The sequence below is a fragment of the Methanoregula sp. genome (genome assembly GCF_003170075.1).
Lineage (GTDB): Archaea > Halobacteriota > Methanomicrobia > Methanomicrobiales > Methanospirillaceae > Methanoregula.
Map to the genome: position 1 here is coordinate 76,433 of NZ_PMZU01000043.1, position 13,338 is coordinate 89,770.

General features: G+C 54.3%; 16 protein-coding genes. 14 read left to right on the forward strand and 2 right to left on the reverse strand.

Annotated features, from left to right (window positions below; translation table 11 throughout):
* The first annotated feature begins 11 nt into the window (after window positions 1-11).
* On the forward strand, window positions 12-455 hold the full coding sequence (locus QZN75_RS05505; protein WP_292425805.1) for a dCTP deaminase: 444 nt from the start codon (window positions 12-14) through the stop codon (window positions 453-455).
* Window positions 452-1,405: a DUF128 domain-containing protein gene (locus QZN75_RS05510; protein WP_292425807.1), complete on the forward strand. Its 954-nt coding sequence runs from the start codon at window positions 452-454 to the stop codon at window positions 1,403-1,405. The genes QZN75_RS05505 and QZN75_RS05510 overlap by 4 nt, the downstream gene beginning before the upstream one ends.
* Here QZN75_RS05510 and QZN75_RS05515 read toward each other — a convergent pair.
* Window positions 1,395-3,800: a hypothetical protein gene (locus QZN75_RS05515; RefSeq protein WP_292425810.1), complete on the reverse strand. Its 2,406-nt coding sequence runs from the start codon at window positions 3,798-3,800 to the stop codon at window positions 1,395-1,397. The two genes, QZN75_RS05510 and QZN75_RS05515, sit on opposite strands and share 11 nt — an antisense overlap.
* 337 nt (window positions 3,801-4,137) lie before the next feature.
* Between QZN75_RS05515 and QZN75_RS05520 the strand changes: the two genes are divergently transcribed.
* Window positions 4,138-5,127: a 5,10-methylenetetrahydromethanopterin reductase gene (locus QZN75_RS05520; RefSeq protein ID WP_292425813.1), complete on the forward strand. Its 990-nt coding sequence runs from the start codon at window positions 4,138-4,140 to the stop codon at window positions 5,125-5,127.
* A 202-nt stretch (window positions 5,128-5,329) separates the two neighbouring features.
* Window positions 5,330-6,259 carry a galactose-1-phosphate uridylyltransferase gene (locus tag QZN75_RS05525; RefSeq protein WP_292425816.1) on the forward strand — a complete coding sequence of 310 codons (930 nt, stop codon included), beginning with the start codon at window positions 5,330-5,332 and terminating at the stop codon, window positions 6,257-6,259.
* 6 nt (window positions 6,260-6,265) lie between these two features.
* Here QZN75_RS05525 and QZN75_RS05530 read toward each other — a convergent pair whose 3' ends face one another.
* The gene (locus tag QZN75_RS05530; protein WP_292425818.1) at window positions 6,266-7,108 is read right to left on the reverse strand and encodes a F420-dependent methylenetetrahydromethanopterin dehydrogenase; all 843 of its coding nucleotides are present in this window, start codon (window positions 7,106-7,108) and stop codon (window positions 6,266-6,268) included.
* Between the two features lie 353 nt (window positions 7,109-7,461).
* On the opposite strand from QZN75_RS05530, the gene QZN75_RS05535 reads away from it, so the two are divergent.
* The 10 genes from QZN75_RS05535 to QZN75_RS05580 all read left to right on the forward strand — a co-directional run bounded on the left by QZN75_RS05535 (window position 7,462) and on the right by QZN75_RS05580 (window position 13,334).
* Complete coding sequence (locus tag QZN75_RS05535) at window positions 7,462-7,866, forward strand: Tfx family DNA-binding protein (protein ID WP_292425819.1); 405 nt, start codon at window positions 7,462-7,464, stop codon at window positions 7,864-7,866.
* Between the two features lie 656 nt (window positions 7,867-8,522).
* Entirely contained in the window at window positions 8,523-9,536 is a 1,014-nt protein-coding gene (locus QZN75_RS05540; protein ID WP_292425822.1) for a 50S ribosomal protein L3, read from the forward strand.
* A gap of 6 nt (window positions 9,537-9,542) precedes the next feature.
* A complete protein-coding gene (gene rpl4p, locus QZN75_RS05545) occupies window positions 9,543-10,289 on the forward strand; it encodes a 50S ribosomal protein L4 (RefSeq protein ID WP_292425825.1) in 747 nt (248 codons plus the stop codon).
* 2 nt (window positions 10,290-10,291) lie between these two features.
* Complete coding sequence (locus QZN75_RS05550) at window positions 10,292-10,543, forward strand: 50S ribosomal protein L23 (protein WP_292425828.1); 252 nt, start codon at window positions 10,292-10,294, stop codon at window positions 10,541-10,543.
* Window positions 10,544-10,553: 10 nt separating this feature from the next.
* A complete protein-coding gene (locus tag QZN75_RS05555; protein WP_292425831.1) occupies window positions 10,554-11,270 on the forward strand; it encodes a 50S ribosomal protein L2 in 717 nt (238 codons plus the stop codon).
* Window positions 11,271-11,275: 5 nt separating this feature from the next.
* Window positions 11,276-11,695, forward strand: coding sequence for a 30S ribosomal protein S19 (locus tag QZN75_RS05560; protein ID WP_292425833.1), 420 nt, complete (start codon window positions 11,276-11,278; stop codon window positions 11,693-11,695).
* A gap of 5 nt (window positions 11,696-11,700) precedes the next feature.
* Window positions 11,701-12,165 carry a 50S ribosomal protein L22 gene (locus QZN75_RS05565; protein WP_292425836.1) on the forward strand — a complete coding sequence of 155 codons (465 nt, stop codon included), beginning with the start codon at window positions 11,701-11,703 and terminating at the stop codon, window positions 12,163-12,165.
* On the forward strand, window positions 12,166-12,867 hold the full coding sequence (locus QZN75_RS05570; RefSeq protein WP_292425839.1) for a 30S ribosomal protein S3: 702 nt from the start codon (window positions 12,166-12,168) through the stop codon (window positions 12,865-12,867).
* Window positions 12,868-13,071: a 50S ribosomal protein L29 gene (gene rpmC / locus QZN75_RS05575; protein WP_292425842.1), complete on the forward strand. Its 204-nt coding sequence runs from the start codon at window positions 12,868-12,870 to the stop codon at window positions 13,069-13,071.
* Window positions 13,068-13,334 carry a ribonuclease P protein subunit gene (locus tag QZN75_RS05580; protein WP_292425845.1) on the forward strand — a complete coding sequence of 89 codons (267 nt, stop codon included), beginning with the start codon at window positions 13,068-13,070 and terminating at the stop codon, window positions 13,332-13,334. The genes rpmC and QZN75_RS05580 overlap by 4 nt, the downstream gene beginning before the upstream one ends.
* Window positions 13,335-13,338: the final 4 nt, after the last annotated feature.

A 13,338-nucleotide genomic window follows, 5' to 3' on the forward strand; every position in this document is an offset into this window, starting at 1 on the left:
TAAACTAATGGATGATTCTGTCTGCGCAGGAGATTACCCGCCGGCTTCAAACTGAGTGTACACAGGAAAAACTGGTCATCACACCCTATGCCGCGGAATGCCAGCAGCCTGCCTCCTATGATCTTCGTGCCGCAGATGATATACGTCTGGTCCGGGACTCATGCACGCTCGTGCCGAGCATGGAATGGGTTGAGCTGCCGCCGGATGTTGCCGGGACACTCCGCTGTCGTTCATCGTTTGGCCGGCGGGGGGTACTTATGGGCGCAGGTTTTGTCGACCCGGGATTCCGGGGTCAATTGACCCTCTGCCTGACGAACATGGGACCTGATGATATCGGGATCCGCCGGTCTGAACGTATCGTCCAGATGATCCTGCATGAGGTCAGGAACGGGAACGACCGGTATGCCGGGCGGTACCAGGACAGTACCGGGGCTGTGGGGGCAAAAGGAGTATGATACGGACCGAACGCAAGTATATCGAGCTTCTGCGTATCTTAAAGGAGCACCGTGAACCGGTGGGGGCAAAGCGGCTCTCGGAACTGATGGCAGAAAGGGGTTTTGTCTTAAGCGACCGGGCCGTGCAGTATTACCTCAGTTACCTGGATTCGATGGGATTTACCGAGAAGATCGGCAACCGGGGCCGGATCCTGACGCCTGCTGGTTTTCTTGAGACGGATCATGCCCTTGTCGATGACCGGATCGGCTTTATTATCTCCAAACTCGAACGGCTCGCGTACCGGAGTACCTTTGACCCGGCAACGGGTACGGGGGATGTGGCGTACAACCTCTCCATCGTTCCAAGGGAAACCCTGGACCGGGCGCTGGCGGCATTTGACGAAGTCATAAAAGCCAGGTGCGGGTTCTTTAATTCCTACCGGATTCTCGATCACGATCCCCGGGTGCCTCAGGATTGTGTCGGGGTGATCACCCTGTGCAGTATCACCATGGACGGTGTTTTCCAGAGAAAGGGTATCCCGGTGAAGATGGCATTTGGGGGGAGGCTTGAGATCGAGGATAACGTACCCCGACGCTTCCACGACCTGATCGGGTACCGGGGAACGACCATCGATCCGCTTGAACTCTTTATCTCCTCTGGTCTGACCTCGATCAATGCATTTGTCCGTACAAAAACCGGGATTGCCCTCGCAAACGTCCGCGAAGTTCCCAACTCGGCCAGAAGCGAGATCGAGGAAACCATCCGGCTGATGAACGATTGCGGGTTCGCCTTTCCGGTCACGATGGGCAACCAGGTATTCAACCTGCCTGACAATCCCTACCGGCTCTCAATTGTCGCTTACAGCGGCCTCAACTATATCGGCAACTGCGTTGAACAGGGCATCGTGATCCGTACGGAGATCGGCGCCGGGAACATTCCCTTCTCAAAAGTAGCGGATATCAGTCATTGACCCAGGAAATTTTATCATCCTGTGCTGACGATTTTCCTGTCTTCTTCTTTGCAGGTGCGGGGATGCTTCCGGGTTCTGCGGCGGGTTCATCCTCCTCCTGCCCGGGCCTGCCTTTTTTTGTTTTGATATCCGTATGGAGCAGTGCTGCGTCTTTTACACGTAATGGTTCTTTTTGGGAAACGGACTTTCCCAAAAAAATATCGTCGCGTGCCGGCTGGAGACGATCTTTGAGGCCGAATTTCGTCTTTTCCGGAAGAGGTGCCGGAATGAATCCCTCCGTTCCTGCGGCGAGTCCGAGTTCCTCCTGGTGAGCAGGACCGGATCGATCGTCGGGTTCTTCATATACTCCCTCATCCTCTGTTCTCGTCACCTTTTTCCGTATCCTGATGATCGTTCTCTCACCCTGTGCAGGGGAGGGTGCCATCGGCTCCGCAGGAGGCACCGACCCGCGCACCGGTGCCTTTGATGAAACTCTCCGGATGACGGTTTTTGTTTCCGATTGTGCGGGAATCTGCATCTGTTCAGGTTTTCTTACCGTTTCCCAGGTCTTTGGGCTCTCGGATTTTATCGTCACCTGCTGTCTCTGCAGCTCGCGCTCAATTCGTTGATGAGCCGGATCCCTGCTTTTTACCAGCGTATGTTTTAAGGGGAGAATCCCTTCGTATCCCGATTCGAGCGATCTCTTCACCGGGGGTTGTGACTCTCTTTTTTGAGGTGATACTGCGGGCGTCTCTCTTACCGGGGGTCGGTGTGCCACTCCCTCATCTCTTCCCGCAGGGATCGTGTGTCGTTGTACCGGTGTCTCAGTAAACACCGGGCCTGCCGGTCGTGTCTGCGGTATTCTCTGCGCCGCAGCAGGTTCCGGAGGCGACCTCGGTTGCTCAGGGGATGATATACGAGTTCCCGTTGCAGGTTCTTTCTCTTCAAGAACGGGAGGAAGCCGCCGTACTGCATGATGTTGTGAACCCGCCGGAGCACCCGATGGCGGCGCCTGAACCGGTTTTAACGAGGCATCCGAATACACTACAGTTTTCTCTGCAGGGTAATTGTCGTGACTCCTCTTTTTTGGTCTCTCACCCGGCAGACTGATCATCTCATCTCTGAGTTCCGGGCCATCCCATGACGCCGCGATCTCCGACACTGCACCGGCTTTTCGCGAGCCTGCCCCCGACGGGAGGTTGAGAGAAGCGGACACTCCCCCGGAGACACCTGACCTGTACTGCTCCCGGATCTCCTTAAGTTCGGTAATCCGGGGAATGTTTTCAAGACCACTCAGCACGATGATGATTGCCACGTATTTCGAGTTGGTGACCGGGTAATCCCCGGATCTCATCTCCATGCCTGCAATGCTGCGGTCAATCCATTTCCGGACCGTCATGACACCTTTCATCGAGATCTCATGGGACGGACCCGCAATAAGGATCAACGCCTTCGCGGCGCTGGTCATGTCGCAGGGTATGGACACCTCCTGGTAAATAGCCTGCTTGGCAAGTTCGATGATCCGTTCTGCACTTTCTCTCTGTTCCATGGTGGCATTGGCCGGGCGCAGCCTTGAGAGAAACGCCTGCGGCCCCTGTGGGAGGTGCTTCACGGCATATCCGATCGATATAAACCCCATTCCCCTGATAGTATTGAGGATTTCGCTTGAGTCCATCACGACTTCGGCAAGATCGATGCCCCCGTCGGCCCGAAACTCCCCGGCGCGCAGGATTATGCTGATTCTCCGGATTATGCTCTGGTTCAGGAGTTTATAGGTGATGTCCAGGGCGGACAGTTTTGGCTTGTTCTGGCCAAATCCAAAGAGTCCATGCCCTCCGGATTCCTCTGCAAGCAGGGCGTCGCGCCGGGCAGCGATCTTTTTTGACCATGTTTCGTTGTCAAACAGGATGATCCCGTCGAGCAGCGGGTCAATGTTTTCGATATCGTCTGCCGCTTTTGCCGACCGTTTTTCCCCTTCGGACAGGGTGGGCAGTGTGACCAGCCCGAAGATAGGCTCGGTAACGGATGCCCGGAGAGCGGCGATGAGGTGCGGCACCATGTCCGTCATACTGCCGCCGAGCCCGCAACAGATCAGGAACGCATCAGTTTCACCTCTCTCCATATTCTGGATGCGGGCGATAATCTCCCCGATGTCGATCTTTGCATGCTGCGGGGTTTCGTTTCCCGTCCGGGAGAGATCGGACTCAACTGCCATAAACCCGATCTTCGCCTGCTCTGGCAGTGCCCGGAGCTGCGCCAGGGTATCACTGTCAACATCGACAGCAATCGCCTGGACGCAGGTCACTTTACTGCTTCTCCGGTCATTGGCATAGAGGGCAGTAGCAATCCGGCAGCCGGCGCCTCCCAAGCCAATCGCAAGTACCCGCATGGTGATCTCTCCCGTCAGGTAACCCAAAAGGGTACCCCGCATATATCAGAGTAAATATTTTCCTCTGATGTTCAATATCTTATAGGATATACTCATCTAAAAAATGTATACCGGTCAGTTCTGGAGATCCACCCGATTGAAACGAACCGGGTCTCCCCGGCCGGGAGGCAGGTAAACCAAAAATTAGGGTTTAAATGACGATTTCTTCCTGCGTTGTTCCCGAATTGGCATATCTTTTTCGGATCACGGTTCTCAAATACTACCATATCGGGCGCGAATCCATGCCGCTTATCCACCGGGCCCAGCGTTAAATGATAATTTATTTAAATGCGCGGACGGTAATACTCCATGAGGTGAACAAGCCTTGACATATGGAATTGAATTTGTACCAGGAAATGTCAATGTAAAGCAGGTTGTCAACTTCTGTAAACTTGCTGAAAACAAAGATATAGACTTTGCGTGGATCACTAACCACTACAACAACCGCCACTGCTATGCAGTCCTTGCCGCCGTAGCACAGGCAACCACCACCATTAAGATGGGTCCGGGCATCATGAACTCGTTTACTGACACCCCGGCCGCAATGGCATCGTTCTTCTGCACATTGAACGAGATTTCCGACGGCCGTGCAACGCTCGGTATCGGACCCGGTGACCTCTCAACACTCCCGAAGATCGCTATCCAGGGAGATAAGCCAGTCGCCCGCCTCGAAGAGGCTATCGTCCAGATCCGGAAGCTCTGTGCCGGTGAACAGGTTAACAAGTCCGGCATGAAGTTCTTTGATTACGATGGTGCGAAGCTGACCGGTGTTACGCTCCCCGACAAGAAGAAGGGCGTTCCCATCTACATCGGTGCACAGGGACCCAAGGTTCTTGAGCTTGCCGGAAAGGTTGGAGACGGTGCATTGATCAACGCATCCAACCCGAAAGACTTCCACATCGCTATCCCGATCATCAAGAAGGCCAGCGATGCAGTTGGCAAGAAGAACTTCGATATCGGTGCGTATACCGCAATGTCAATTGACCGCAGCGAGAAGAAGGCACGGAATGCAGCAAAGATCGTCGCCGCATTCATCGCCGCAGGGTCACCACCCGCACTGCTCGAGCGCCACGGTCTTGACCTCAACAATGTCGCCAAGATCAAGGCAGCACTCGGGAAGTTCGACTTCAAGACCGTCGGAGAACTCGTAGGAGACAAAGAGATCGATGCATTCACCATTGCAGGAACTCCTGAAATGGTCAAGGCGAAGTGCGATGACCTCACAAAGGCCGGCGTTACCCAGATCATCTTTGGTTCACCACTTGGTCCCGACATGACCACCTCTATCCGCCTCCTCGGCAAGTATGTCGTATAAGCAGATCTAAACCATCTGCTTTTAAATACCGCCGAAAAAGTTCCCTTTGGGGACTGTGGCAGATAGTAAAAAATCCTTTTTTTCTTTTGACGTTGACATCCCGTGTGGGGGAACCGGTGTATACAGAAATATCCTGTCTGCTTTAAGGGAAGATTGCAAATGACTATCTTGTCCCGAAGAGTACTCCCATTAGGATAAGGACATGTTTACCGTCTCTGACGTTGTAACCGGGAGAGGAATCCTCCAGTACCGTGAGGAGAACCTGACCGGCCTGCGCTGCCGGATCAGCCCGGAACGACTTAAACGGCATATCGATCAAACCTTCAGGGTACCAGAAGGTTCGGGAACCTGCCCTTTCTGCCGGGAGAATATTTTTTCAATCACGCCCACGTTTGCTGACGGGAACCGTATCCTTAAGGGTGAGAGCGTCACGTTTCCCAACATGTTCCCGTTTGCGGAGTGGCACACGGTCACAGTGATAACCCGCGATCATTCAGTGCCAGCCTTCACCCGGCAGCATATCGCGGATGCACTCATGGCCCAGACCGAATCGCTTCTCCGGTTCGATGGGTATCCCAGCATCAACTGGAATTTCCTGCCCTCTGCCGGGGCAAGCATCGTCCACCCCCACATGCAGGGTATCGCCGATCAGCGTCCGACATGGATGACAGAGCGGTACCTCTCGGCGTGCGAAGAATACCATAAAAAGCATGGAAACCGATACTGGGATGCCGTACAGGAACAGGAACGATCGTCAGATCGGTACCTCTTTGGCGATGAGATCCTCTGGTCTGCCCATGCGGTGCCGGTGGGAGAGCGCGAGGTGAGGGGTATCCTGCCGATCGCATCCCTCATCGAAATGGACCCGTATATCGATCTCCTGGCACGGGGGATCCTCGAGGTGCTCTCGTTCTACCGGGCCTTGGGAACGTACGCGTTCAATATGTCGGTTTTTTTCGACAAGGCCGGAAAAGATAACGGCTTCCGTGCGTTCTGTTCGCTCGTTTCCCGGATTAATCCAAATCCGGCATCGATGAGCGATTCGGCATTCATGGAACGGCTCCACTTTGAGCCTGTGATCATGACGCTCCCTGAAGATATGGGGTTATTCTACAGAAAAGAAAAAAGATAAAAAAATTTACTCGAATTTTGCAACGAGTTTGGTCTTGCGGACGAGCGTGCCATCCTTCTTGTGGGGCTGGCGCAGGATGCAGTCGCCTCCTTTCTCGAGCTCGCGGGCCTGGTCGCAGAGATCTGCGGCGCATCTCATCATCTCATGAGCGCTTGCAACGATCGGGATGTATTTCTCCCATTCCTTGGTCATGAAGCAGCCTTTGACGTTCTGGCCTGCAACAGCCATGGCGATCTCATGGGCTGCGCGTGCCTTTGCAAGTGCGAAGGGGTTGGTGAACTCGCCGTCGACCGCCTTATCGGTGGTCATGATGATCTTGGGGAGCTCGATTTCCGTGCCCTTCTTTCCTGCCTTGACCTGGTCGATGACCTTGTCGAGAGCGATCTGGAGTTTGCGGAATGCACCGGTGAGTGCCAGGACTTTGACGAGGTTGCTGTTGTAGTCTGCCATCTCGACGGGGTCGAGGAACTCGCGGCGTGCGCCGATCATGGAGTCTGCCTTCATGATGATATAGCCGAACTTGGTGTCAGCCTTGACGCCTTCCCACTCCTTCTTCGTGGTTACATCATCAGTGATGATGATAGTCGGGATACCTGCTGCAGCGAGCTGTTCGCGGGCTCCGGTCGGGCCGGGAAGAACCCCGTTGGGGGAGACTACAATACAGAAGTCCGGTTTATATGCCTTCAGATTGGAAACTACACGGTCGACGTCTGCCGGCTCGAGTTTTGTTCCGCTGGTCGCCATGAATGTCTGCATGTCTTCACGGTCTGCTCTCTCGTCGAGAAGCAGTTCTGCCATCACACCACTTGCAATATTGCCTAACTTGGCTACGCCTACTTTAACAACCATTGAAATTTCACCTCTATTTTGTTTTATAACACGTTATTATGACCCGGTATTCTTATAAAGATTTTGAAATCATTTTTTACGCCGGATATGCAGTTCTTTGTTTTTGAGTGCTGCGTTTTAGCGTTCTCCTGAAACCCGGTGCGTGCCGGGAGAAAGGGGAATGCATGGTACCTACGAGGTCCCCGGAGTCACTCCTCGCGTGTCCATGACCCCCCACTGTTCTTGCTCTGCGGTAGATTATCTATAAGAGTGAATATCCGGCCCGCACAAATCAGTGAATTTTTCCTGTGGATTCTTACAGATGGTGCGATGTTAACGAAAAGTGTTTAAGTCAATGTGATGGAATGGATAGTATGAAAGATGGTCTGCTTACTGACAGGCAGAGGGAAGTGCTCCGGTACCGGAAACAGGGGATGACCCAGCAGCAGATCGCAGACATTATCAAAACTTCAAAAGCGAATGTCTGCACGATTGAAAAATCTGCAATGGAAAATATACGGCGGGCAAAAGAGACGCTCGAATTTTTGTATACCTTGGATGCCACACATCTCTGCACTATTCCATCAGGAACAGACCTGTTCGAAGTTCCGAGTATGATCTTTGCCGAGGCTGAAAAGGCCAAGATCAAGGTGAAGTACGATACGATCTCGCTCATCAACCGGCTCCGGGAAGCCCGTCCACAGTCGTACAAGGCCCGGTGTATCTGCGAGGATGTGCAGATCTATATCACCGATGAAGGAGAGATCTATTTCGGATAACCGGAAGGATGGTAGATCACATCTGTTCCATCAGGTACAGCCTGTTGCTGCGGGAGCGGCGTGTGATCCCCGGGACGCTGGCATAAATATATATGCTTTTTTAATCTATATTTAAGGAAGCCGATATGGGGGTATCCCTGCGGTACATACACATATGGTGTGTGCAGCACCGGCGGAATCAGACCCGAAATGACACAGGGGATGATGTTGCCGTGGGTATTTCCCCGATTGGTGACCTCCGCATCCATGCGGAGGATCCCGAGAAGGAGTTGTGAATCGTCACAACGGGCTGACAGAGTTGGATCTGACCGTGACGTACAGGTGGACGTTTTTGTAACGAGCCTGTTCTCCTGATTAAAAATCAGGGGATGCGTCAATGTCAGGGTCTTCTTTCGCGAGAAAAAGAAAAAACACCGGAAATTCTTCGGATGATGGGATGTGTTCATCCCAGTCATCCGGTTTCCGGGGCAACCGGTACACGGGCAAGACGGATAGTACCTGCAAAGTGCGGGTAGTGTTTGTATCCTGTACGGTGTTTCCGGATCGCGTGTTGGCTTACCAGACAGGCAAGTGATATCACTTCAGTCTCGGATTCATCTCAAGAGTTCGTGTCAAGTAAAAAACCAAAAACACGAATGTAAAGGATTGATTGACACATGCCAAAGATAAACAGACCACGCCGAGGCTCACTGGCATTCAGCCCACGAAAACGTGCACAGAGCCCCATACCCAAATATAAGTCCTGGCCACAGCACACCGGCGCACCCGCGTTGCTTGGCTTTGCGGGCTACAAAGTGGGGATGACGCATGTTCTCATGGTTGATGACCACAAGGACAGCCCGACAGAAGGCAAGGAGATCATGGTTCCGGTAACGATCATTGAGGTCCCGACTATGAAAGTTGCCGCCATCCGGGCATACTCCCAGGATACCTACGGCAAACACGCATTCACGGAGTTCTGGGCAGAACCACTGGACAGCCAGCTCTCCCGCAGGGTGACCGTACCCAAGAACTACGACAGTGCGGCGGCAAAGAAGAAATTTGCAGACGCCATTGCCGCAAACCTGGTGGCAGAGATCTATGCGGTTGCGTACACGCAGCCGGCAACCATAACCGGTGTGCCAAAGAAGGTACCCGATATCATGGAGATCAAGATCGCCGGTGGAGATGTTGCAAAGCAGTACGAGTTCGCCCTCGGGCTGCTCGGAAAAGAGATCCGGCTCAACAATGTGATTGAAGCCGGTGCGTATGCCGACATCACTGCAATCACGATCGGTAAAGGTACGCAGGGACCGGCCAAGCGCTGGGGAATAGCTCTCCGAAAGAGGAAACATTCTGTCGGTGGGAAAGAGCGTCACGTTGGTACGCTCGGGCCATGGAACCCCCACCATGTGCGGTGGCAGGTCCCGCAGAGCGGGCAGATGGGTTTCCAGCAGCGCACCGAGTTCAACAAGCGCATCCTGAAGATTGGAGATAACGGAGCTGAGATCACACCCGCAGGAGGCTTCCTCAATTACGGTGTGCTCCGGAGTGCATACGTTGTTGTCAAGGGGTCCATTCCGGGCCCGGCAAAGAGACTTATCCGTATCCGCCCGGCAATTCGACAGGGTGAACACGTTGTGCGGTCGCCCGCGATCCAGTTTGTGAGCGTCCAGAGCAAGCAGGGGTGATCAGAGATGAAAGCGCAGGTTAAGACAATTGAAGGCGGAGTGGTAAAGGACATAGAACTCCCGGCCATGTTTTCCGAAGAGTACCGCCCAGATCTGATCAAGAAGGCAGTCATGGCGCTCCAGAGCGTCCGACGTCAACCGCATGGCTCATACCCCTATGCCGGTATCTGCTCATCAGCAGTCGGCTGGGGAAGCGGCCGTGGCGCATCGCATGTACCCCGTCTCAAGAACGGTTCCCGTGCAGCGAAGGTCCCGCAGGCAAAAGGCGGCCGTGAGGCACACCCGCCGGTCACCGCGAAGGTGCTGATTAAAGAGATCAACCAGAAAGAGAAGCAGAAAGCGTTCCGGTCTGCGGTTGCAGCAAGCATCCGTGCCGATCTCATCAGCAGCAGGGGACACACCTTTGACGGTGCGGTTCCGCTCATCTTCGAGGATAAGTTTGAGACCCTCGGACGCACGCAGGATGTCATCTCCGCACTGACCAGCATTGGAGTGTACAAGGATGTCGAGCGTGCAAAAGACAGCCGCACGGTCCGTGCAGGCAAGGGCAAGCTCCGTGGCCGCCGGTACAAGCAGAGAAAGAGCCTGCTTATCGTTACCTCGGGCCCGGAGTTCCGCGCCGCACGCAACCTCGCCGGTGTCGATGTCGTGACCGTTGACCAGCTTAATGTTGAGCATCTTGCTCCGGGTATGCAGGCAGGACGCCTGACCGTCTGGACCGAAAGTGCAGTCATACGCCTGGAGGGAAGGTAACTATGTCGACCTTGAAATACCCGTTTGTCACAGAAAAGGCCATGGTGCTTCTGGAGAACGAGAACAAACTCCAGTTCCTTGTCGACAACAGGGCCACCAAGCAGGACATCAAGCGCGACATCGAGAAGGCGTTTGACCAGAAGGTAAAGCGCGTCTACACGCTCATGACCATGCACGGTGAAAAGAAAGCCGTTGTGAGTTTCGAGAACGAAAAGGCCGCCGAGGAAATCCTGAGCCGGCTTGGCATTATGTAAGGTGGGGAACATGGGACATCGAATTACAACACAGAACCGGGGCAGGGGAGGCCCGACCTATCGCGCCCCATCCCACCGGTACAAGGCTGAGTTAAAGCACGTAGGTGACGGCACAACGAAGATCACCGGTGCGATCATCGATATCGAGCATGATCCGGCGAGAAACGCCCCGATCGCCCTTGTGCAGCTCGAGGACAAATCGAAGGTCTACATGCTGGTGACCGAGGGTATCGGTATCGGCGAGATTGTATCATGGGGGACCGATGTCGAGGTCAAGAACGGGAACACACTTCCGCTCCAGAGCATTCCGACCGGGTCCTACATCTGCAACATCGAGTCGCGCCCCAACGATGGCGGCAAGTTTGTCCGCTCAAGCGGGGTCCAGGCAGTTGTTGTCGATAAGATTGAAGACCGTGTTGGCGTCAGGATGCCCAGCGGCAAGACCAAGTGGTTCAACGCACGCTGCCGTGCCACCATTGGCATTGTTGCCGGTGGCGGGCGTGTGGAAAAGCCGTTTGTCAAGGCCGGTAACAAGTACCACAAGATGGCAAATACAGCGTCGAACTGGCCGCGTGTCCGTGGTGTCGCAATGAACGTCATCGATCACCCATTCGGTGGCGGTGGCCACCAGCACACGGGTCGCCCGAAGACCATTGCCCGGGGTACTTCTCCAGGCAGAACTGTTGGATCTGTGGCAGCACGCCAGACAGGTAAGAGCAGGAAGTGAACGGTATGGCAGCACCAAAAAAGACACAGAAGAGAATGCCCAGACGGCGTGAGGAGTTCACCTATCGTGGGTACAAGATTGACGAGCTCAAGGCGATGGGGCTGAGCGAACTCATCCCCCTGATGCCAGCCCGTGCACGCCGCAAATTTAACCGCGGACTCAATCGCGGCGAAGAGACATTGCTTGCAAAGGTTCGGGGCGGGGACGAGAAAGTCAGGACCCACCTGCGTGAAATGATTGTCATGCCCGAGATGATTGGAAAGAGCATTGAGATCTACAACGGCAAGGAATTCCTGAAAGTTGAGTTCCAGCCCGAGTCCGTCTTCCATTACCTCGGCGAATTTGCGCTCACCAGAAAGAAGGTTTCCCACGGTTCCGCCGGTATCGGTGCAACGAGGGGCAGTAAGTACGTACCGCTGAAGTGATGGAAATGGCACGCATTGCATATTCAAAGAAGATTGAAGGCGACAATGTCGCCAGAGGCAAAGCAAACGAGCTTTCCGTCTCTCCCAAGCACTCGATCGAGATCGCCGGTTTCATCCGGCACCAGCGCGTCAACGATGCGCTCAAGTACCTTGCCGATGTGGTCGCGCTCAAGAAAGCTATACCTTTCCGGCACTTTACCCGGAATGTCGCGCACAAGCGCGGCCTCCCGGGCAACTGGGATGCAGGCAGGTACCCGGTCAAGGCTTCCAAGGCCTACATCAGGATCCTTGAATCAATAAAAAAGAACGCGGAATACATCGGTCTTGACACCGAGAATCTGGAGATCATCCACGTATCGGCAAACCGCGGGCGCGCCCAGAAGGCATTCTTCCCCCGGGCAATGGGACGTGCATCCCCCAAGGCTCGCGAGACCGTCAATATCGAGATTGTGGTTCGTGAGGTGGCATAAATGGCCGTTGAAAGGAAATTTATTTCAGAAGGTGTCCGCAAGGTCCGTGTCGAGAAGTACCTGACAAAGGAACTCAAACGCGCAGGGTTCGGCGGCATGGACATCGCTCGTACGCCTCTTGGAACCCAGGTCACCATCTTTGCTGAAAAGCCGGGGATTGTGATCGGCAAAGGCGGGAAACTCGTCCACCAGCTGACCCAGGATCTTGCCCAGAACTATGGGGTTGAGTCTCCGCAGATTGAGGTCCAGCAGGTCCAGAATCCCAGTTTCAACGCCCAGATCATGGCGGAGAGGCTGGCAAACGCCCTTGAGCGCGGCTGGTACTTCCGTAAGGCTGGTTCGAGCATCATGCGCCGGGTCATGGAATCCGGTGCACTGGGCTGCGAGGTTATCATCGCCGGTAAGTTAACCGGTGCACGGGCCCGTACCCAGAAGTTCACCGAGGGCTACATCAAGCATTGCGGTGAGCCAAGCATCAATATCGTCGAGAAAGGCTATGCGATTGCCATCAAGAAGCTTGGCGTTATTGGTGTGCAGGTCAAGATTGTGCCCGCGGATGCGAAGATGCCCGATCACTTTGCGATCATCGAACAGGTGAAGAAACAACCGGCAGTACCAAAGGCAACCGTCACCGCGATTGGCGACATTAACACCGAGGAGCCGGCCCTTCCTGATGAGAATCTCGGTGAAGAGGTGCGGTAAATGGCAATCTTACGGGCGCACGATGTCCAGCAGCTCACTGATGTCGAACTGCAGGAACAGATGGGAAAACTCCGGATGGAACTTGTCCAGCACTACGGAAAGGTCAGTGCCGGTGGTGCGACTGAGAACCCCGGGCATATCCGGGAACTCCGGCGCACCATTGCCCGCCTTATGACCGAGAAGACCCGCAGGAGCCGCGTATGATCTCCTGCCAGAACGTGATAAGGCACGAACTGATCGGCCTTGACGTTCTGGTAGCTGGAGCCGCAAATCCGTTTCAAACGGGGGTAAGCGGACACATCATCGATGAGACAAGGAATCTTGTTGTCATACAGACGCACACCGGAATTAAGAAGATCCCAAAACTTGGGAGCACCTTCCGGCTCTCTCTGCCTGACAATACCCTTGTTGAGATTAATGGATCCGCACTGATACTGGCTCCAGAAAAGAGGCTCAAGCGAGCATAAAAAA